At 47.7% G+C, this 19,805-nt stretch carries 16 protein-coding genes and 1 riboswitch; of the genes, 13 read left to right on the top strand and 3 right to left on the bottom strand.

Annotation, left to right across the window (positions count from 1 at the left end):
• Positions 1–6 precede the first annotated feature (6 nt).
• The 6 genes from ACQ4M5_RS16960 (at position 7) to ACQ4M5_RS16935 (ending at position 6,990) form a co-directional block, all read left to right on the top strand.
• Complete coding sequence (locus ACQ4M5_RS16960; protein ID WP_430676827.1) at positions 7–816, top strand: prepilin peptidase; 810 nt, start codon at positions 7–9, stop codon at positions 814–816.
• Between the two features lie 34 nt (positions 817–850).
• Positions 851–3,283 carry a phenylalanine--tRNA ligase subunit beta gene (gene pheT / locus ACQ4M5_RS16955; RefSeq protein WP_430676826.1) on the top strand — a complete coding sequence of 811 codons (2,433 nt, stop codon included), beginning with the start codon at positions 851–853 and terminating at the stop codon, positions 3,281–3,283.
• 10 nt (positions 3,284–3,293) lie between these two features.
• The gene (locus tag ACQ4M5_RS16950; protein ID WP_430676825.1) at positions 3,294–3,563 is read left to right on the top strand and encodes a YciI family protein; all 270 of its coding nucleotides are present in this window, start codon (positions 3,294–3,296) and stop codon (positions 3,561–3,563) included.
• A 132-nt stretch (positions 3,564–3,695) separates the two neighbouring features.
• A riboswitch (cyclic di-AMP (ydaO/yuaA leader) is annotated at positions 3,696–3,852 on the top strand.
• A 19-nt stretch (positions 3,853–3,871) separates the two neighbouring features.
• A complete protein-coding gene (gene ntrB, locus ACQ4M5_RS16945; RefSeq protein ID WP_430676824.1) occupies positions 3,872–4,720 on the top strand; it encodes a nitrate ABC transporter permease in 849 nt (282 codons plus the stop codon).
• 10 nt (positions 4,721–4,730) lie between these two features.
• Positions 4,731–6,125, top strand: coding sequence for a CmpA/NrtA family ABC transporter substrate-binding protein (locus ACQ4M5_RS16940; protein WP_430676823.1), 1,395 nt, complete (start codon positions 4,731–4,733; stop codon positions 6,123–6,125).
• A gap of 22 nt (positions 6,126–6,147) precedes the next feature.
• A complete protein-coding gene (locus tag ACQ4M5_RS16935; protein WP_430676822.1) occupies positions 6,148–6,990 on the top strand; it encodes an ABC transporter ATP-binding protein in 843 nt (280 codons plus the stop codon).
• Between the two features lie 418 nt (positions 6,991–7,408).
• Here the strand turns inward: ACQ4M5_RS16935 and ACQ4M5_RS16930 are convergent, their stop codons facing one another.
• Positions 7,409–7,648: a hypothetical protein gene (locus ACQ4M5_RS16930; RefSeq protein ID WP_430676821.1), complete on the bottom strand. Its 240-nt coding sequence runs from the start codon at positions 7,646–7,648 to the stop codon at positions 7,409–7,411.
• Between the two features lie 77 nt (positions 7,649–7,725).
• Positions 7,726–8,145 (bottom strand): ubiquinol-cytochrome c reductase iron-sulfur subunit, encoded by a 420-nt coding sequence (locus ACQ4M5_RS16925; protein WP_430676820.1) that lies wholly within the window; start codon positions 8,143–8,145, stop codon positions 7,726–7,728.
• Between the two features lie 245 nt (positions 8,146–8,390).
• On the opposite strand from ACQ4M5_RS16925, the gene ACQ4M5_RS16920 reads away from it, so the two are divergent.
• From ACQ4M5_RS16920 to ACQ4M5_RS16890, 7 genes are all read left to right on the top strand, one after another.
• A complete protein-coding gene (locus ACQ4M5_RS16920) occupies positions 8,391–10,343 on the top strand; it encodes a ferredoxin--nitrite reductase (protein WP_430676819.1) in 1,953 nt (650 codons plus the stop codon).
• 82 nt (positions 10,344–10,425) lie between these two features.
• A complete protein-coding gene (locus ACQ4M5_RS16915) occupies positions 10,426–11,763 on the top strand; it encodes a CmpA/NrtA family ABC transporter substrate-binding protein (protein ID WP_430676818.1) in 1,338 nt (445 codons plus the stop codon).
• 125 nt (positions 11,764–11,888) lie between these two features.
• Positions 11,889–12,722: a nitrate ABC transporter permease gene (gene ntrB, locus ACQ4M5_RS16910; protein WP_430676817.1), complete on the top strand. Its 834-nt coding sequence runs from the start codon at positions 11,889–11,891 to the stop codon at positions 12,720–12,722.
• Positions 12,723–12,744: 22 nt separating this feature from the next.
• A complete protein-coding gene (locus ACQ4M5_RS16905; protein WP_430676816.1) occupies positions 12,745–14,763 on the top strand; it encodes a nitrate ABC transporter ATP-binding protein in 2,019 nt (672 codons plus the stop codon).
• A 249-nt stretch (positions 14,764–15,012) separates the two neighbouring features.
• On the top strand, positions 15,013–15,849 hold the full coding sequence (locus ACQ4M5_RS16900) for a nitrate ABC transporter ATP-binding protein (RefSeq protein ID WP_430676815.1): 837 nt from the start codon (positions 15,013–15,015) through the stop codon (positions 15,847–15,849).
• 551 nt (positions 15,850–16,400) lie between these two features.
• Positions 16,401–16,646, top strand: coding sequence for a DUF1830 domain-containing protein (locus tag ACQ4M5_RS16895; RefSeq protein ID WP_430676814.1), 246 nt, complete (start codon positions 16,401–16,403; stop codon positions 16,644–16,646).
• 14 nt (positions 16,647–16,660) lie between these two features.
• The gene (locus ACQ4M5_RS16890; protein WP_430676813.1) at positions 16,661–18,871 is read left to right on the top strand and encodes a molybdopterin oxidoreductase family protein; all 2,211 of its coding nucleotides are present in this window, start codon (positions 16,661–16,663) and stop codon (positions 18,869–18,871) included.
• Here the strand turns inward: ACQ4M5_RS16890 and ACQ4M5_RS16885 are convergent.
• Positions 18,868–19,704 (bottom strand): flagellar assembly protein H, encoded by an 837-nt coding sequence (locus ACQ4M5_RS16885; RefSeq protein ID WP_430676812.1) that lies wholly within the window; start codon positions 19,702–19,704, stop codon positions 18,868–18,870. The genes ACQ4M5_RS16890 and ACQ4M5_RS16885 overlap by 4 nt on opposite strands.
• Positions 19,705–19,805: the final 101 nt, after the last annotated feature.

The following is a 19,805-nucleotide window of genomic DNA, read 5'->3' as shown; positions in this document are numbered from 1 at the left end:
CGATTTATGGATTTGCTTGCGGTTCCTGCTGTTGTTTTGGTGTTTTTTATCGGAGCCTCGATCGGGAGCTTTCTCAATGTGGTGATCTACCGATTGCCTGCCGGACTGTCTTTAATTTATCCACCGTCTCGCTGTCCGCACTGTCTGACTCGCTTAAAAAAACGCGAGAATATTCCAGTGTTCGGTTGGCTTCGACTAAAGGGAAAATGTGCTCATTGTAAAACTCGAATTTCGCCTCGATATCCAATCATTGAAGCGGTGACAGGACTTCTATTTTTAGTGGTCTTTCTGCGCTTCGATATTTCTCTGCAAACTTTAGGATATTGGGCGTTTTTAAGCTGGCTTTTAGCGCTATCGATGATTGATTTCGATACGATGACTCTACCGAATCCATTAACGCAATCAGGCTTAGTTTTAGGATTGATTTTTCAAACTGCGATCGGTTTTTCAACAGGTGGCATCGTTGGCGCAATTCAGGGATTCATCAGCGGCGTAATTGGTGCGATCGTCGGAGTTTGGCTGCTCGATCTGATTAGAATTGCTGGATCAATGATTTTGGGACAAGCCGCAATGGGGGCTGGAGACTCGAAACTGATGGCAATGATCGGGGCTTGGTTAGGCTGGCAGTTGATGTTGATTGGCGGATTTCTCGCTTGTTTGGTGGGTTCGATCGTGGGAATTGCGGCACTCAAATCCGGGCGATTGTCGCGTCGTCAAGCGATGCCATTTGGACCATTTTTGGCACTGGGAGCAGGATTAAGCCTATTTTATGGACAAGCGATGCTGTCGAACTATTTACGATTGTTTGCGCTGTAGAATGAGGTTTGATTAGCGTGGGTTAAATCGACGGATGCGTATCTCTCTGAATTGGTTGCGGGAACTGGTAGATATTTCAATGACTCCGGAAGAGTTGGCGGAAAAGCTGACGATGGCGGGGTTTGAGGTCGAAGATATTGAAGATCGACGCACCTGGGCAGATGGGGTTGTCGTCGGAAAAGTGTTGACGCGAGAACAACATCCGAATGCCGATCGCTTAAGTCTCTGTACGGTCGATATTGGGGCGGAAAGTCCGTCGCAAATCGTCTGTGGTGCAGCAAATGTTCGGGCTGATATTTTTGTTGCTGTTGCGACTTTGGGCACGTATTTGCCGAATGTGGATTTGAAGATTAAGCCTGCAAAGCTCAGAGGTGTTGAGTCGAAAGGCATGATCTGTTCGATGTCAGAATTGGGACTGACGAAAGAATCAGAAGGAATTCATATCTTTGATGAGTCGGTGACGGGGGAATTGAAGCCCGGAATGGATGTGCGTCCGTTGTTGGGATTGGATGATGCCATCTTGGATTTAACTTCGACTGCAAATCGGGCGGATGCACTCAGCATGGTTGGAATTGCGCGAGAAGTGGCGGCTTTGACGGGTGGAACGTTGCGCTTACCGGAACCTGCTGCGCCCTCGGTTGAGGAAAAGCGATCGCTCTCTATCTCAATTCAAGAGGGTCAAGTTTGCCCGACTTACATTGGAACCATTATCGAGAATGTGAAAATTGCGCCTTCTCCTTTGTGGTTGCAGCGTCGATTGTTAGCAGCGGGAGTTCGATCGATTAATAATATTGTCGATGTGACGAACTACATCATGCTGGAATGGGGACAGCCGCTTCATGCGTTTGATCTTGATAGCTTGGTAAAAGTTGCCGGGACTGATCAGATTGAAATGGGCGTGAGATTTGCTCGATCGGGCGAATCAGTCAAAACGCTGGATGATCAAGATCGCAAACTTCAAGAGCAAGCTTTGCTCATCACTGTGAATGATAAACCGACGATGTTAGCGGGTGTGTTTGGTGGTGAAGACACTGAAGTAAGCGATAGTACTCAGAATGTATTGTTAGAAGCAGCAATTTTTGATTCTGCGGCAATTCGGAAATCAGCACGATCGCAAGGTTTGAGAACAGAAGCGTCGGCACGATACGAACGCGGTGTGAACTGGGCAGGACTTGAAACGGCGGGTCGTCGTGCGATCGAATTAATCCTCGAAATTTCAGGCGGAACTGTTACGGCTCAGAATACGATCGACAATCGCCAAGGAACTTTAACGAGAACGATCGAGCTTCGATTAGAACGAGTTCGCGAAGTGTTAGGACTGGTCGAATCTGATGAGAACTTTGGTGAACTACAAGCGAGTGATGTTGAACGAACATTAACTGCTTTAGGCTGTGAGTTAAAATCGAATGGTTCAGACACTTGGATCGTGACTGTTCCACCTTATCGATACCGCGACTTAGAGCGTGAGATTGATTTGATCGAAGAAGTTGCGCGGCTCTACGGATACAACAATTTCAGAGATACCTTGCCTGCTGAAACTGAACTGGGGTATTTGTCGATCGAGCAAGTGATCAAGCGCAAAGTTCGTGAAGCATTCCGAGCAGCAGGTTTAACTGAATTGATTCACTATTCGTTGGGTAAACCAGGTGAAGAAAGACAAGTTATTTTGGCAAATCCATTGTTTACTGAATACTCTGCTCTCAGAACTGATTTGATCAATGGATTGCTCGAAGCGTTTCAGTACAACTCAGAACAAGGTAACGGAGCATTAAACGGCTTTGAGATTGGTCATATCTTTGCTCAAGAAGAAGAGCTAATCGAATCTGAAGCGATCGCTGGAATTTTAGGCGGCGATCCCACTCAGGGCAAATGGATTCGAGGTGGTAAAGATCAACCAATGTCTTGGTTTGAAGCAAAAGGCTTGTTAGATGCAGTGTTCGATCGTGTTGGTTTAACAGTTGAATATCAGCCCGATCGACAAGATAAACGGCTTCATCCTGGTCGTACTGCATCTCTGTGGGTAAAAGGCAAACGGCTTGGAACTTTTGGACAGTTGCACCCTCAATTGCGTCAGGAGCGCGGTTTGCCTGATGAAGTTTATGCTTTCCAATTGGATGTAGACGTGATCATTCAGCAGCTTGCAACTGATGAAGCATTAGTTCCAATCTTCAAGCCGTTCTCAACTTATCCCGCTTCCGATCGAGATATTGCGTTCTATGCGGCGCGGGATGTTGCGGTGAGCGATTTGGAGCGCACGATCGTTAAAGCAGGCGGAAAACTGCTTGAATCAGTCGAGTTGTTTGATGAATACAAAGGCGATCGTGTTCCTGAAGGACAGCGGAGTTTAGCGTTTCGATTGGTGTATCGGGCTGACGATCGTACTTTGAAAGATGAAGATGTTGATCCAGTGCACCAGAAAGTGCGCGAAGCATTGACTGAGAAATTCCGCGTAGAACTGAGAAGCTAAGGAGTGAACTGTGCCGAAATACGTTTTGTGGGGGAGCTATTGCGAAGGTGTTCTAGAAAAAAGAGCACCCTATCGCCAAGCTCATTTAGATGGACTTGCTAAACAGAAAGAAGATGGGATTTTGATCACGATTGGTCCAACCAAGGACATCACAAAAGTGTTTGGGATTTATGAGGCTGAAAATGAATCGATCGTGCGTGAGCTAATCGAGTCTGATCCATATTGGCAAAATCAGATTTGGACAGATTATGAGATTAAGGAATGGATTCAAGCAATCTGACAACTTGATCGAATCACGGACTGCGATTCTATAACCCGCATTTATACTCAAACAACTTTGCATACTCAATCCTGAATATTTCAAAAGAAAGATTGTTCAAAATCGAACCAAGATGCTACAGTTCTACTAATTCGAGTCGGTCAGCCTAATTCAGAAATTTCTGAAGCGGAGGAACCAGTTTAACCGGGGCTTACGGTTGTGATCTTAGCGATAGGTTAAGAAACCCAACCGGGGACAATCTCTCAGTCCTCGCCCGTCAGCTAACTCCGTCGGCACGTTGAGAGTTTGACTCTGGAGAACCAAGCCCTATGATTCTGCAACTCAATTTGGCAGCGATTTTTGTCGCTGTTGGTCGAGCTACAATGCGGTGGACAAAACCGATCGTATCAAGCGATCGCGTACTTTACCCTGCTCTTGGATTCGCTGGAGTAATTGCACTTTGGTGGATCATTGCACTGAGCAAACATGAATTAATGCCCACGCCCCCAGAAGCGTTAATGGCAAACATGGACTATATTCTCAATCCTTTTTACCGTCGAGGTCCGGGAGATTTAGGATTAGGATGGCTCTTGTTAGCCAGTCTGCGACGAGTTTTAATTGGGTTTGGAATCGGTGCGCTTGTCGCAATTCCAGTCGGCTTTCTGATTGGAATGTCCGAAAAAGCAATGTTAATGCTCAACCCGATTATTCAGATTTTCAAGCCTGTATCACCGCTTGCTTGGTTGCCGATCGCATTAGCAATTTTCAATTTGGCTGATCCCTCAGCAATTTTCGTGATTTTCATTACTTCTCTGTGGGCAACTATCATTAACACTGCATTAGGTGTCGCAAGTGTTCCAAAAGACTATTTGGACGTGGCACGAGTGTTAGAGATGCCCTATTGGAGACGGATACTCAAGATTGTTCTCCCTGCTAGTTTGCCGTACATCTTCACAGGCTTGCGAATTAGTCTGGGAATTGCTTGGCTTGTCATTGTTGCGGTTGAAATGCTCACAGGTGGAGTGGGAATCGGCTTCTTCGTTTGGGATGAATGGAGCCGATTAAATCTTAGTTCAGTGTTTCTCGCGGTTTTCGTGATTGGACTCACCGGATTGTTACTCGATCTTGCTCTAGCACGAATTGAAGTCTGGGTTACACATCGTCGCCGCGCATCGTAAAGGAAGAACTATGACAAAACAATGGACGCGCCGCGACTTTCTCGTAGGGATGGGCGCATCTGCGATCGCCACTACATTACCCTCTTGTGCTATCACTGCTAATCGCTCACCTCAAGGACTGTCTGAGGCTGCAATGTCAATTACTCCAGTCATTCAGTCGAGTGAACTAGAAAAACCGAATTTAACGATCGGGTATGTTCCGGTGAATGATTGTGCGCCATTTGCGATCGCATGGGAGAAAGGTTTTTTTCGGAAGTACGGTTTGAATGTTCGTTTAAGCCGTGAAGCAAGTTGGGCAACCTCAAGAGATGGTCTGATCTTTGGTCGCTTAGATGCTTCTCCCGTGGTTGCAGGTGCGGTGACAAATGCGCGAACGGGGGCTGAAGGAGCGCGTCATGCTCCGATGTGTGCTGGAATGACAATTCATCATCATGGGAATGCGATGACGATGAATCGGGAGATGTGGAACGCGGGATTGCGTCCGTGGTTCGAGTACAACGGCAACTTAGAAGCATTTGGAAACGATTTTCGTCGTTACTTTGAAGCCTTACCTCCAGAGCAACGGGTTTGGGCAGTGGTTCTCAGTTCTTCTATCTATGAGTACTTTGTGCGGTATGTTGCAGCGGCAGCAGGAGTTAATCCGCTCAAAGAGTTTCGAGTGATTAGCGTTCCGCCTCCTCAGATGGTTACGAATGTAAGAATTGGAGCAATGCAAGCTTACATGGTGGCAGAACCTTGGAACACTCGCGCCATTAGTGGCAATGAAGGAATTGGATTTACATTTGCTCAAGGTCGAGAGATTTGGAATGGACATCCCGATCGCTTACTTGGCGTGATGCAATCTTTTATCGATGAGAATCCGAAAACTTATCGTGCCTTGCTCAAAGCCATGATCGAATCTTGTCGCTACTGTGATGAAAATCGCGAAGAAGTTGCACAGATTATTTCTGCTCGATCGTACACCGGAGCAAAACCGAAGCTAACCAAACCTGCGATCGTGGGCGAATACAACTATGGTGGCTTTGATGGTGAAGATCGGATTGTTAAATCTGATGCGACGACAATGTTCTTCTACATGCCAAAAGATGTTCCTCAAGTCACAGACGAACATTCTACGTTTATGTGGCGATCGCGGAGTATTTGGTTGATGACTCAAGCTGCACGATGGGGGCAAATCAAAGAAATCCCCAAGAATGCAGACCAGTTAGCGGCACAATCTTGGCGGACAGATATCTATCGAGAAGTGGCAGCCGAATTAGGCATTGCTTGTCCGAGCGAGGATTACAAAGTCGAGCCAGAGGCGGCATTTATTGATAAGAAAGCCTTTGATCCGAGTGATCCCGTTGGCTACCTCAACAGCTTCGATATTCGTGTGAGTCGATCGACTAATATTTATCTCTCTTAGCAGTATCTTAAAGGGGTTCCTCATGACTCAATTTCGCATGGTTAACGATCGCGTTCAAACTGTTCCTTCTGTGGTTTCAACTCCGCCCTTTCTTGAAATCAGTGATTTAAAGAAGGCTTACAAAACTAGCGATCGCGAAACAGTAATTCTCAAAGATGTGAATTTAACGATCGGAGAGCGTGAGTTTATTTCAATCATTGGTCACTCTGGCTGCGGTAAGTCTACGTTACTAAAAATCGTTGCAGGATTAGAGCAAGCAACATCAGGATCAGTTCGACTTGAAGGACGCGAAATTCGTAAGCCTGGAGCCGAACGAATGATGGTGTTTCAGCAATATTCACTTTTGCCTTGGTTAACTGTGAGTCAGAACATTCGACTCGCGATCGACGAAGTTCTAAAAGAGGCTTCCCCTGTTGAGAAAAAGCAAATTGTGAGTGAACACCTAGCAATGGTGAACTTAACCGCTGCTGCTGATAAGTACCCTGATGAGATTTCAGGCGGAATGAAGCAACGAGTTGGAATTGCTAGAGCTTTAGCGACTCGTCCAAAGATGCTCTTGATGGATGAACCGTTCGGAGCCTTAGATGCTTTAACTCGTGGCAAACTGCAACGCCAAGTGCTAGAGATTTGGGAGAATCATCGGCAAGCGGTTCTGATGATCACGCATGATGTAGATGAAGCGATTTACATGAGCGATCGCATTGTCTTAATGACGAATGGACCTGAAGCGACGATCGGCGAAATTCTTGATGTTCCTTTTGCTCATCCCCGCGATCGTTCTAAGATTCGCAATTCACCGGAATACTATCAACTGCGAAACCACGCCCTGAACTTCCTTGATTCCAACTTTGAATCCGAAGATTAGAAACTATGGCGGTCTCTTAAATTAGTCGTGAAATGCAAAATTAGTCGTGAAATGCAAAACTAATCGTGTCCCTCAAATCCCCAGGCTACCGTGTACACACAAGGCAGAATCGCTTTGTTTCGATCGGCTAGTGTCCCCTAAATCCCCCAAATTTGGGGTAGGGTTTATTCGTTTTAACCAGATGATTTTTTCTGCTCCGATTTAGCCATTCTGCCCTCATCCCCAACCCTTCTCCCCAAGGGAGAAGGGAGCTAGAAATCTTGTTCCCTCTCCCTTGGGGAGAGGGCTAGGGTGAGGGCAGGAAAGACTTTCGCTAGAATGAATCAGCTAGGGATTTAGAAGCGTTCACTCCTCAGATAGAATGCCATGTGAACCGATCGAGCTTTGATCAATCACCAGCCCTACTACCCGCATCATCCTACATCCGACCGTTTTGCATCACTTGTTGAAGGTGATGACGAATTTCCTGAGCCGTTTGAATATCCGCATCTCTTAACTTACGGAATAGTTCAGCACAAGGTTGAGACTGTTGCTGCTCGGCATCTTGAATGTAAGTTTCGTAGGCTTTTACTGCTTCCGCTTTGTTTTGAAGCGCCGTCAGCAAGTCGTATTCTAGGTTGCTAAGAGCACGATTACTTTGTGTGGGTGCTTGAGTCATAAGCCAAATCTCCAATGATCTAGGTTCAACTCAACGGTGGATCAATGTCGATCGACCTTCCTCTACCTAAAAGCGCATTACCCCACTTTGACCTGAACATTCTGCCCATCGACTTGAACCGGATAAGTCGCTAGAGCCGCTGTTGCAGGCGCTTTCTGAACTGACCCATCAGGCGCATACGCCGCTCCATGACACGGACAGACAAACGACTTTCGTTCTGCATTCCAAGTCACTAAGCAGCCCTGATGCGTACAAGTCGAATTTACCGCAATCAATGTTTTTGGATCAGTCGGATTCCGAATCACCAAAATTGGCGAAGGTGATTCAGTTTGTAATACACCTTTTGCATCCAAATCCGCGATCGTACCGACGGTTTCCAATCCGGTGGCGCTTCTTTGCTGACCCGTACAAGCCGCAAGAAACGCAGTCAACGCAGCAGGAACTCGACTCATTACCCAACCGAAACCAGCCCACGATAAAAAAGTTCGACGGCGCATCGTGTTCTCCTTTGTACTCTTTGTTCTAAAGTAAGCCCTCTGACGTATTTCTGATGGTAGATGACGAAAGCGAATCGCGCTCATGCAGAAACGTCATATTACGAAATATTTTGTAACTCTAGATACGAAATTACTCTGAGATCCCAATTACCTTTACTTCATCGGTCAGCGTTACACCGAATCACGGTTGCGAAAAGACCGCTTTTGTGTTCGCTCTGCAACACTTTTATCTATAGGCTCAATCCATGACAGACACCCTTACATCTGCGCCTACTCAGAATAAGTTTGAAAAACTCAAAGCAGAGAAAGATGGTCTTGCAGTGAAAGCGGAGTTGGAGCAGTTTGCTCGACTTGGCTGGGAGGCAATGGATGGAACCGATCGCGATCATCGCTTGAAGTGGTTGGGCGTGTTTTTCCGTCCGGTGACTCCAGGAAAGTTCATGATGCGGATGCGGATTCCGAATGGGATTCTCACCAGTGGACAAACCCGCGTGTTAGGGGAAGTCCTACAGCGTTATGGCGATGATGGCAATGCGGACATCACCACGCGCCAAAACATTCAACTGCGCGGGATTCGGATCGAAGATCTACCAGAAATTTTTCGTAAGTTTGATCAGGCTGGATTGACCAGTATTCAGTCTGGAATGGATAACGTTCGCAACATTACCGGATCGCCTGTTGCGGGCATTGATGCGGATGAGTTGATTGATACTCGCGGACTGGTGAGAAAAGTGCAGGATATGGTCACGAACAATGGACGTGGCAATCCGAGCTTTAGTAATCTGCCGCGTAAGTTCAATATTGCGATCGCAGGTTGCCGCGATAATTCGGTTCATGCAGAAATCAACGACATCGCTTTCGTTCCTGCTTTCAAAGATGGCACGCTCGGATTCAATGTCTTAGTGGGTGGCTTCTTCTCAGCAAAACGCTGTGATGCAGCAATTCCCTTAAATGCTTGGGTTGATCCGCGTGATGTTGTGACCGTTTGCGAAGCGATCTTAACGGTGTATCGCGATTTAGGATTGAGAGCGAATCGTCAAAAAGCTCGATTGATGTGGCTGATTGACGAAATGGGGCTAGATCCATTCCGCGAAGCTGTTGAGAAACAGTTGGGATATACGTTTATTCCCGCTGCTGCGAAAGATGAAATTCTCTGGGACAAGCGCGATCACATTGGCATTCATGCTCAGAAACAGTCTGGATTGAACTATGTGGGCTTGCACGTTCCGGTTGGTCGATTGTTTGCTCAAGATTTCTTTGATCTAGCTCGAATTGCAGAAGTTTACGGTAGCGGCGAAGTTCGCTTTACGGTTGAACAAAACGTGATTATTCCGAATGTGCCGGATTCACGAGTTTCAGCCTTGCTGAGAGAATCACTGGTTAAACGATTCTCGATCGAGCCGCAAAATCTTTCTCGTGCTTTAGTCTCTTGCACAGGGGCACAGTTCTGTAACTTTGCTTTGATCGAAACCAAGAATCGTGCTGTTGCATTGATTCAAGAACTAGAGCAAGACTTGTACTGCCCAAAACCTGTTCGGATTCATTGGACAGGTTGCCCGAACTCTTGTGGACAGCCGCAAGTGGCAGATATCGGGATGATGGGCACGAAAGTCCGCAAAGATGGGCGCACCGTCGAAGGCGTTGATCTTTACATGGGTGGAAAAGTCGGCAAACACGCTGAACTTGGAACCTGTGTGAGAAAGAGCATTCCCTGTGAAGACCTCAAGCCCGTCTTGCACGAGATTTTGATCGAGCAGTTTGGAGCGCGTCCTTGGTCAGAAATGCCCGAATCAGCGCGTCCTGCTCAAACCGCATTGATTACCCTCGATCGACCAACAGTCGAAACCCCGAACGGGAAATCAACGGTTTCACAAGAATTTGAGTATGTGTTGAGTTCGCCACCGATTGTAAAAACAGAGACAGTCGTGGCGACTCCGGCAACTGTAAGTTTTGCTAAGTCCAGCAAGGATGTGACCTGTACACAGGATGATTTCATTCTGGATGTCGCAGATCAAGCAGAAGTCTCGATCGATAGCTCTTGTCGGTCTGGAACTTGCGGTAGCTGTAAATGCACATTGCTCGAAGGCGAAGTCAGTTATGACGGAGAACCGGATGCACTCGATGAACTCGATCGAGCTTCTGGAAAAATCCTCACCTGCATCGCTCGTCCGGTGGGTCGCATTGTGATTGATGCCTAACCCGTAAAGTTCGCTCCCACACTCCACAGCACTCCGCTGTTTTTCCCTTACCTCCCCAGTACATTTCCCAAAGGACGATTCAATGTCTAATCTCTCACGACGCAAGTTCCTCTTGACCGCAGGCGCGACCGCTGCTGGAGCAGTTGTTATCAATGGTTGTAGCACCGGATTGAACAGCAAAAGTGCTTCGAGCGGTTCGTCCTCTCCCGCTGCTTCTCCTGCTGTAAACATTAGTGCGGCAGATGCACCCGAAGTCACCACTGCAAAACTTGGTTTTATTGCTCTAACGGATGCGGCTCCGTTGATTGTTGCTTTGGAAAAAGGCTTGTTTGCGAAGTACGGCATGAAAGATGTCTCTGTGACCAAGCAAACCTCTTGGGCAGTGGTACGCGATAACTTAGAACTCGGCTCAGACAAAGGCGGCATTGATGGCGCTCATATTCTGACCCCGATTCCTTACTTCCTGTCCACCGGAAAGATTACTAAAGGCAATACTCCAGTGCCGATGTACATCTTGGGACGCTTGAACACTGACGGACAAGGAATCTCAGTCTCGAATGACTATGCAGATCTCAAACTAGCAGCAGATAGTTCTCCGCTGAAAGCGAAGATTGCAGAAGCCGCAGCCGCAGGTAAGAAGTTCAAAGCTGCTATCACTTTCCCTGGTGGAACTCACGACTTGTGGATGCGCTACTGGTTAGCAGCAGGCGGAATCAATCCAGATACCGATGTTGACCTCGTTGTGGTTCCGCCGCCTCAGATGGTTGCCAACATGGAAACCAAGACGATGGATGCGTTCTGTGTGGGAGAACCTTGGAACGATCGCTTAGTGTCCAAGAAACTCGGTTACAGTGCAGTGACCACAGGAGAGCTTTGGAAGAACCATCCTGAGAAGTCTTTCAGCATGAGAGCAGATTGGGTAGATAAGAACCCGAAAGCAACCAAAGCGCTGATGATGGCAGTTCTTGAAGCACAAATGTGGTGCGACAAAGACGAGAACAAAGAAGAAATGTGCCAAATTCTTTCGGCGGATAAGTATGTCAAAGCTCCGGTTGCAGACATTCTGGAACGAGCAAAAGGCAACTTTGACATGGGCAACGGTCGCACCTTGCAGAACAGCGATTTGCTGATGAAGTTCTGGCGTGAGGATGCAGCTTATCCATTCAAGAGCCACGATACTTGGTTCATCACTGAAAATATGCGCTGGGGCAAGTTTGAAGCTAGCACCGATGTGAAAGCATTAGTAGACAAGGTGAACCGTTCTGACCTGTGGGAAGCTGCTGCAAAAGCGATCGGTCAAGAAGCTGCGATTCCGAAAGATGTTGCATCGCGTGGAGTCGAAACGTTCTTTGATAAAGTGACCTTTGATCCGGCGAATCCGAAAGCGTATCTCGATAGCTTGAAAATCAAGAAAGCCTAAGAGAGTAGGGAGTGGGGAGTAGGGGGTAGGGAGTGCAATGTTGAAGCCAGTTCTTCTACGCGCTCCACTCCCCACTCCCCACTCCCCACTCCCCACCCTCATCCTTCATCAAAATTTCTCCTCTCATGACTATTAACCCGTCTCTTCGTCCCGCTCGACCATCAAAATTCTCAGAAACCGTCAAGAAATACAGCACCTCGATCGTTCCAGTGATCATCTGTGTGGGAATTGCTCTGGTACTTTGGCAAGCGCTTTGTGCAAGTCCAGAATCGAAAATGCCGGGACCGATCAAAGTTATCGAGCAAACCTGGAGATTGATTCTCGATCCGTTCTATGACAATGGCGGTACGGATAAAGGACTAGGCTTGCAAATCTTGATCAGTTTGCAGCGGGTCGCATTAGGATACGCGCTCGCGGCTGTAGTCGGGATTGGGTTGGGCGTTCTGCTCGGTGTGAGTAAGTTCATGCAGAACGGACTAGACCCGATCGTGCAAGTTCTCAGAACGGTTCCGCCGCTGGCATGGTTGCCGATCGCATTAGGAATTTTTCAGAACAATGACCCTGCGGCGATTTTCGTCATCTTCGTTACTGCAATTTGGCCCATCGTGATTAACACTGCTGTTGGGGTGCAACAGATTCCACAGGACTATAACAACGTTGCAAAAGTGCTGAAGCTGTCGGGCAAAGATTACTTCTTTAGTATTTTGGTTCCGTCTACAGTACCGTATGTGTTTGGTGGATTGAGAATCGGGATTGGGTTGGCATGGTTGGCAATTGTTGCGGCAGAAATGTTGAAAGCTGAGGGTGGTATCGGCTTCAAGATTTGGGATGCTTACAACGCAGGCAACGAAGACAGCATGAGCCAGATTATTATCTGTGTGTTGTTGGTTGGTTTGGTTGGGTTGGCACTCGATCGCTTTGTTGGCTGGATTGGCTCACGCATTACTTCTGACCACTAAACCTTTCACCTCCTGAGTTGCTATGTCTGTTTTCCTAGAAGTTGACCATGTTGATAAGGTATTTCCGCTCAAGGATGGCGGCGAGTACATTGCTCTGAAGAACATCGAACTCAAGATCAAGCAAGGCGAGTTTATTTCCTTTATCGGACATTCGGGCTGTGGTAAATCCACGTTGCTGAACATTATTGCGGGATTGGATCAAGCCTCGACGGGTGGCGTGATCCTTGAAGGGCGGCAAGTCAAAGAGCCAGGTCCCGATCGCATGATGGTGTTTCAAAATTATTCGCTCTTACCTTGGAAGACGGTGCGCGAGAACATTGCGCTGGCAGTTGATAAGGTGATGAAAGATGCACCAAAAGAAGAGCGAAGCGAGATTGTTGAACATCACATCAATATGGTGGGACTGCGACAGGCAGCCGACAAAAAGCCCAAAGAACTCTCTGGTGGGATGAAACAACGAGTTGCGATCGCACGTGCTCTCGCCATCCGTCCGAAGTTGCTCTTACTAGATGAACCATTCGGGGCATTAGACGCACTGACTAGAGGGAATCTACAACAGCAGTTAATGTCGATCGCGCAAGAGAACAATGTCACCTGCATTATGGTGACGCACGATGTCGATGAAGCATTGTTGTTAAGCGATCGAATTGTGATGCTGACGAATGGACCGGAGGCACACATTGGACAGATTCTCTCTGTGCCGATTCCTCGTCCGCGCAACCGTTTGGAAGTGGTGAATCATCCGAGCTATTACGCGCTTAGAAACGAGATGATCTACTTCTTGAATCAGCAGAAACGGGCGAAGAAACGTCAAGCCAAAGAGAAAGTTGCGATCGCACGTAACGGCTTAGAAAAAGTCAATCTCGAAATCGGCTTTGTTCCTCTCACCGACTGTGCGCCGCTGGTTGTAGCTCAAGAAAAAGGCTTCTTCAAGAAACACGGACTCGAAGAAGTTACCCTGAGTCGCGAACCAAGCTGGAAAGCAATCTCAGAAGGGATTCGCACAGGTCGGCTAGATGCGGCTCAAATGGTTGCAGCGATGCCATTAGCAATGACGCTCGGATATGGAGGTCATGCACCGCTTCCGGTTGTCACTGCTTTGGTAACAGCACGGAACGGCAATGCAATCACGCTGAAGAAATCGTTTCTCGATCGAGGAGTACGATCGCTCTCTGACCTCAAACGAGTTCTCGAAGAAACAAAAGATAGTGCTCATACTTTAGGCGTGGTTTATCCCACTTCAATGCACAATCTAATGCTGCGGTATTGGTTAGCATCAGGCGGCATTGATCCAGACAAAGATCTTGCGCTCACCGTTGTTCCGCCGCCGCAAATGGTATCGAACTTAGTGGCAGGTAACATTGATGGATACTGTGTGGGTGAACCTTGGAACTCTCGCGCCATCAAAGAAGGATCGGGATATGCGATCGCAACCGATTTAGAGATCTGGCAAGGACACCCGGAGAAAGTTCTGGGCGTTCGGGAAGATTGGACAAACCTACATCCAGAAACTCACAATGCTTTAGTCAAAGCCCTACTCGAAGCTTGTGAATACTGTGACGATCGTAGAAATCGCGAAGAAATTCTGAGCTTGCTGGCACGTCCTCAATATGTGGGTGCAGCCGCAGAATTTGCACGTCCGGGATTCATTGATGACTATGACAAAGGAACGGGTGAAACTCCGAGCCATCTCTTACGCTTCAACCAGTTCCATGTGGACAATGCAAACTGTCCCGGTCGCGTAGAAGGACTATGGATTCTGACTCAGCTTGCGAGATGGGGCATTACTCCATTCCCGCGCAACTGGATCGAAATCACAGAGCGGGTTCGTCGCGTCGATCTCTACGGTCGGGCGGCTCGTGAAGTGGGCTTCCCAGATAACGAAGGCGATCGTAAATCTTTCGCGCTGTTCGATGGGAAAGTCTTCAATCCCGATGATCCCATGAGCTATCTCAATAGCTTCGACATCAAAAGCGATATTCGCATTGAAGAAGTCATCATCGATCCAGTTGAACAGAAAACACCGTCGATCGCAGCTTAATCTGAGTTTGTCGCTCCGATTCAGTCCGCCCGACGCTAAACCGACCGGGCTAATGAGAGAAAGGAGGCTGAAGCCCCCTCAGACAGCAGTTTTAGCCCACTTTAGTGGGGTTTCCTCCATTAGCCCGGAGCGTTTACCTCCGGGCGAAATAGCGGATGAACGAACAAACCGAAATCCACAAATCTCCTAATCTCTAACAAGACCAGACTGGTTCTTCCCACTCCCCATTCCCTACTCCCCATCTCCCTTATGCAAATTCTCTCAACTCAAACCTCTCAAACCGAAGCTCCGTCAGCCGCTCCCTTTGTCGAGATTGAGGGAGTTTCTAAGGTCTATCCAAAGCGCGACGGCGGTGAAAACATTGTTCTCCAAGATGTCAACTTAACGGTTGCAGAAGGTGAATTTGTTTGTGTGATCGGTCACTCTGGCTGCGGTAAGTCTACATTGCTCGACATGGTTTCTGGTTTCCGTCAGCCCTCATCGGGTGAAGTGCGCGTCCAAGGAAAGCAAGTCAAAGAGCCAGGTCCCGATCGAATGGTCGTGTTCCAAAACTATTCGCTCCTACCTTGGAAGACTGCTTTCGAGAACATTTACTTAGCGGTGAATGCGGTTTATCCAGAAAAAACTAAGGCTGACAAAATCGAAATTGTGAATCAGCATTTAGCAATGGTCGGACTCGAAGAAGCGGCACATAAAAAGCCTGGACAGCTATCCGGCGGGATGAAGCAACGGGTGTCGATCGCTCGTGCTTTATCTATCTATCCCGAAGTGCTGATTCTTGATGAACCGTTCGGCGCTTTGGATGCAATTACCAAAGAAGAACTACAAGAAGAACTACTGCAAATCTGGACACAGCACAAAGTGACTGTGATGATGATTACACATGACATTGATGAAGCCTTGTTCCTTGCCGATCGCATTGTGATGATGACGAATGGACCTGCCGCAAACATTGGCGAAATCATGACCGTTCCGTTTCCTCGTCCCCGCGATCGTGCGGCATTGATGGAAGATCCGCAGTACTACACCCTGAGAAACCAAGCTCTCGACTTCTTATTCGGTCGGTACGCTCACGACGATGACTAGGTATAGCAATCCGGTTTGAGTTGTGAGATTCGGGAACGCCCCCAAACCCCCAATTCTGGGGGCTAAGAGTCTTGTTCCCCCAAGCTTGGGGGTTAGGGGGCACGATCAATCCTGCAATTCACAACTGATTTAGGATTGCTATAGATACAACCGCGATCGTATTGCACGGGCGAAATACTGTATGCAGCAATGCGATCGCGCTATAAAAGAAAACATTTTTGGACATGACTCTCAAATCACTTTAAGTATCGATTGTGTACAGTGATTAAAACCCTGAAACGCCCTTGCTAAATCGATCTTGCTGGTTCTACTCATTTGGATTTGTATCGTTTTTTCTCGCAAAAATGCCGGATTGAATTGAGAGCACTATGATCAAAATTGTGAACCCGTAACCGACAACACAGTTCGACACTCACTCATCCGATCAGAATGAGCGAGGTTAAGAACTTTGGTCTAGACAACTTTCTGTAACCGCTGTCCAAAGCTATTGATCGCTTTTCCGCTCCCGGTTCGACTTGTCCTCTCTTACGGGTAAACTTCCCCTCTGATTCATGACCTCGATTTTGTGCTATTACACCAACCAATCCCAACGCATTCAGCAAATCCGATTGCAGAATAACCCGCACCTCATTCTCGATCGCATTGTATTCCCCGGCGAAAAATTTATGTTTGAAGCCTTACCAGAAGGGCTACTAGAGATTTATACTTGCACTGCAACCGGATTGCAGTTACTTCAAACGATCGCCTGTGAGCGGCTACAAGTCCTACAACGCTACTCAGCAGAACTTGAGACATAAGGGAGAAAACCGTCATGGCTGAACCAACTAAAACGCTCTGTCCCTACTGTGGGGTTGGTTGCGGCTTAGAGGTACTGCCGCCTGCATTACCCGGAAAAGCCGTCAACCGCGACAAAGACGGCACACCGATTTGGAACGTTAGAGGTGATCGCACTCACGCATCAAGCCAAGGAATGGTCTGCGTGAAAGGAGCGACGATCGCAGAATCGCTGCATAAAGATCGCCTCCGTTATCCGATGCTGCGAGATTCACTCGATGAACCATTTCGACGAGTTTCTTGGGAAGAAGCACTCACTAAGATTGTCGATCGTATTCGCACTGTGAAGTTTACTCAGGGTGTCGATGCGATCGGGATGTATGCTTCAGGACAGTTCCAGACCGAAGACTACTACATTGCTCAAAAGCTAATGAAAGGCTGTCTCGGAACCAATAACTTTGATGCAAATTCGCGTCTGTGTATGTCTTCTGCGGTTGCAGGATACATTCAAAGTTTCGGTTCTGATGGTCCGCCTTGCTGCTATGAAGATTTAGAGCAAACCGATTGTGCCTTTCTGATTGGGACGAACACAGCAGAATGTCACCCGATCATCTTTAACCGCTTTCGCCGCTACCACAAGAAGAATTCCAATGTGAAGCTAATCGTGGTTGATCCCCGCTGCACTGAAACGGCTGAAGTTGCGGATCTTCATTTAGCAATCAATCCGGGAACCGACATCGATTTGATGTACGGAATTGCTTATTTATTGTTGCGGTGGGGCGACATTGATAAAGCCTTCATGGACTCTCACACGAGTGGCTTTGAAGAGTTCAAAGAGGTGGTCAAGCACTATCCTCCTGATGTGGTTGCCATTCGATGTGGAATTGCTGAAACTGATTTGCTCACAGCAGCACACTATTGGAGCAGATCAAAGCGCGTCCTGTCCATGTGGTCGATGGGGATCAATCAGTCTTCAGAAGGAACCGCAAAAGTTCGATCGATTATCAATCTCCATTTGCTCACTGGACAGATCGGTAAGCCTGGAGCCGGACCCTTTTCGCTCACCGGACAGCCGAATGCAATGGGTGGACGCGAAGCAGGTGGACTATCTCATTTATTGCCGGGATATCGATTAGTCAAAGTTCCAGAACACCGCGCCCAAGTAGAACAATTCTGGCAGCTTCCAGCGGGTTCGATTTCTCCAAATCCCGGTCGAACCGCTTGGGATATGATTACCGGACTCGAAACCGGAGAAATTGGAATGTTGTGGGTTGCAGCAACCAATCCTGCTGTGAGTATGCCAGATATTGAACGCACGAAAGCAGCACTTCGTCGATCGCCGTTCACGGTCTATCAGGAATGCTACTATCCGACAGAAATGGCGGACTATGCTCATGTGTTACTCCCCACGACGCAATGGAGCGAAAAAACCGGAGTAATGACCAATTCCGAACGACGAGTCACACTCTGTCCACAGTTCCGAGTCGCACCGGGTGAAGCTCGAACCGATTGGGAAATCTTTGCGGAAGTGGGGCGCAGATTGGGTTATCGGAAGCAATTCGCCTTTAACTATGCAGCAGAAGTTTATGCTGAATTTGTTCGTTTGACGCACGATCGACCCTGTGATCAATCTGGATTAAGCCATACCTTCCTACGCGAAATGGGTGCAACTCAATGGCCCTTTACCAACAAAGCCGAATCCCACAAGCAGAAAACTGAGAAAGCAAAACGTCTCTATACGGATCTAAAATTCCATACTCCAGACGGTAAAGCGCGTTTCTCGAATGTCCACTCACGCGGACTCGCAGAACCCCCAGACGATAACTATCCATTCGTCTTAACAACGGGACGATTGTATGGACATTGGCACACTCAGAGCCGCACTGGACGAATTGAGAAAATTCGCCAGATGTATCCCAATCCATTTATCGAGATTCATCCTAAAGATGCAGCGAAGTTAGGGATTCAAGCGAACGAACTGATCGAAGTACGATCGAGACGGGGCATGGCAAGATTTCCAGCGCGAGTGACAAAAGCGATCACCCCTGGAACCGTCTTTGTGCCAATGCACTGGGGCGCACTCTGGGCGGATCACGCAGAAGCGAATGCGTTAACGCATGAAGTCGCTTGTCCCGATTCAAAACAGCCCGAATTGAAAGCGTGTGCAGTGCAATTGATTCCGGTCAGTGCGATCGATTCCTCTGACATGACTGTACCGACTCAAGTTCTCGCTTCTACACCCTCTTAAGCATCCAACTGGGCTTGAAGTTGCTGCAATTGCCCGATTTCAAGCCCGGTGACTTCAGCGATCGCTTCGAGTGACAAGTTCGTTTTGAGTAAGTTTCGCGCAATTTCCTGCTGCTGTTGCCTCCTCACTCGTTGCTCTAGTTGTTCATCGTGCTGTTGTTCCCAACGCAGAAATGCTTCTGAAAGTGCCATAAGTGCCTCCTGTTCAGTAAAATTCTCAATCTCACCTAAATCTATTCTAACTTTCCAGCTTGCCAGCAATCGGAGAATTCGCTCCCGCCAAGGATGATTTAGTGGCAAAGCAAGAACTTCTCGGATAGCTCGTTCCTGAGTTGCATCTCGCCCCAGGACTCGCAACCATAGCGTTTCTTCAGTTTCTGGAAGCTGATCAATCACAACAATGGCTGTTTTCAATAGATCTGCCATGAAATAAACTCCTTGCATCCAGTCAGGCTTCAGGGTACATCCCGCTTCTTCGAGCAAGGGTCTAAAGCTCGTTGCAGCTAAAAGCCAGAGTGTGGGAAGCTTGACTTCCGAGAGTCTATCCTCTGATTTGCGCCGCTCATCTTCTTGAATCCAAATTAATTTCATCACCGAGACTCTGACTTCAGTTCGAGTAGGCGCATTCCGATAGGGTTCGAGCAAGCAGGAAGATTGCGCCATTCGCCCTAACAATCCTAAATCTGATTGAACTCGATTTGGATCGGGAACAAACCAAACATCGACAAATTTAGCTTCACCAGGAATTTCGTATTGGCGTTGAACAGTACCAATTGGCGCTAAAAATTCTTCCAAATATTGCTTGGAAAGCTGGTCGAAAACATTTTGAGCCATTCGGTCAGGTCAATAGCAGTACAATTGAATTATAAGTCTTAGAAAGCAAAAATTAAAAGTAACTCACAAGGATTAACTGATTTCGCACACATGAGATTTGC

This window comes from Leptolyngbya sp. AN10 (assembly GCF_050565645.1).
GTDB lineage: Bacteria > Cyanobacteriota > Cyanobacteriia > Leptolyngbyales > Leptolyngbyaceae > Leptolyngbya.
This window is presented reverse-complemented; position numbering and strand designations above follow the sequence as displayed.

Excerpts from the sequence above, each read along its gene's own strand:
- ACQ4M5_RS16960 (WP_430676827.1), top strand. The coding sequence starts at position 7 with ATGGATTTGCTTGCGGTTCCTGCTGTTGTTTTGGTGTTTTTTATCGGA.
- pheT (WP_430676826.1), top strand. The coding sequence starts at position 851 with ATGCGTATCTCTCTGAATTGGTTGCGGGAACTGGTAGATATTTCAATG.
- ntrB (WP_430676824.1), top strand. The coding sequence starts at position 3,872 with ATGATTCTGCAACTCAATTTGGCAGCGATTTTTGTCGCTGTTGGTCGA.
- ACQ4M5_RS16940 (WP_430676823.1), top strand. The coding sequence starts at position 4,731 with ATGACAAAACAATGGACGCGCCGCGACTTTCTCGTAGGGATGGGCGCA.
- ACQ4M5_RS16935 (WP_430676822.1), top strand. The coding sequence starts at position 6,148 with ATGACTCAATTTCGCATGGTTAACGATCGCGTTCAAACTGTTCCTTCT.
- ACQ4M5_RS16930 (WP_430676821.1), bottom strand. The coding sequence starts at position 7,648 with ATGACTCAAGCACCCACACAAAGTAATCGTGCTCTTAGCAACCTAGAA.
- ACQ4M5_RS16925 (WP_430676820.1), bottom strand. The coding sequence starts at position 8,145 with ATGCGCCGTCGAACTTTTTTATCGTGGGCTGGTTTCGGTTGGGTAATG.
- ACQ4M5_RS16920 (WP_430676819.1), top strand. The coding sequence starts at position 8,391 with ATGACAGACACCCTTACATCTGCGCCTACTCAGAATAAGTTTGAAAAA.
- ACQ4M5_RS16915 (WP_430676818.1), top strand. The coding sequence starts at position 10,426 with ATGTCTAATCTCTCACGACGCAAGTTCCTCTTGACCGCAGGCGCGACC.
- ntrB (WP_430676817.1), top strand. The coding sequence starts at position 11,889 with ATGACTATTAACCCGTCTCTTCGTCCCGCTCGACCATCAAAATTCTCA.
- ACQ4M5_RS16905 (WP_430676816.1), top strand. The coding sequence starts at position 12,745 with ATGTCTGTTTTCCTAGAAGTTGACCATGTTGATAAGGTATTTCCGCTC.
- ACQ4M5_RS16900 (WP_430676815.1), top strand. The coding sequence starts at position 15,013 with ATGCAAATTCTCTCAACTCAAACCTCTCAAACCGAAGCTCCGTCAGCC.
- ACQ4M5_RS16895 (WP_430676814.1), top strand. The coding sequence starts at position 16,401 with ATGACCTCGATTTTGTGCTATTACACCAACCAATCCCAACGCATTCAG.
- ACQ4M5_RS16890 (WP_430676813.1), top strand. The coding sequence starts at position 16,661 with ATGGCTGAACCAACTAAAACGCTCTGTCCCTACTGTGGGGTTGGTTGC.
- ACQ4M5_RS16885 (WP_430676812.1), bottom strand. The coding sequence starts at position 19,704 with ATGGCTCAAAATGTTTTCGACCAGCTTTCCAAGCAATATTTGGAAGAA.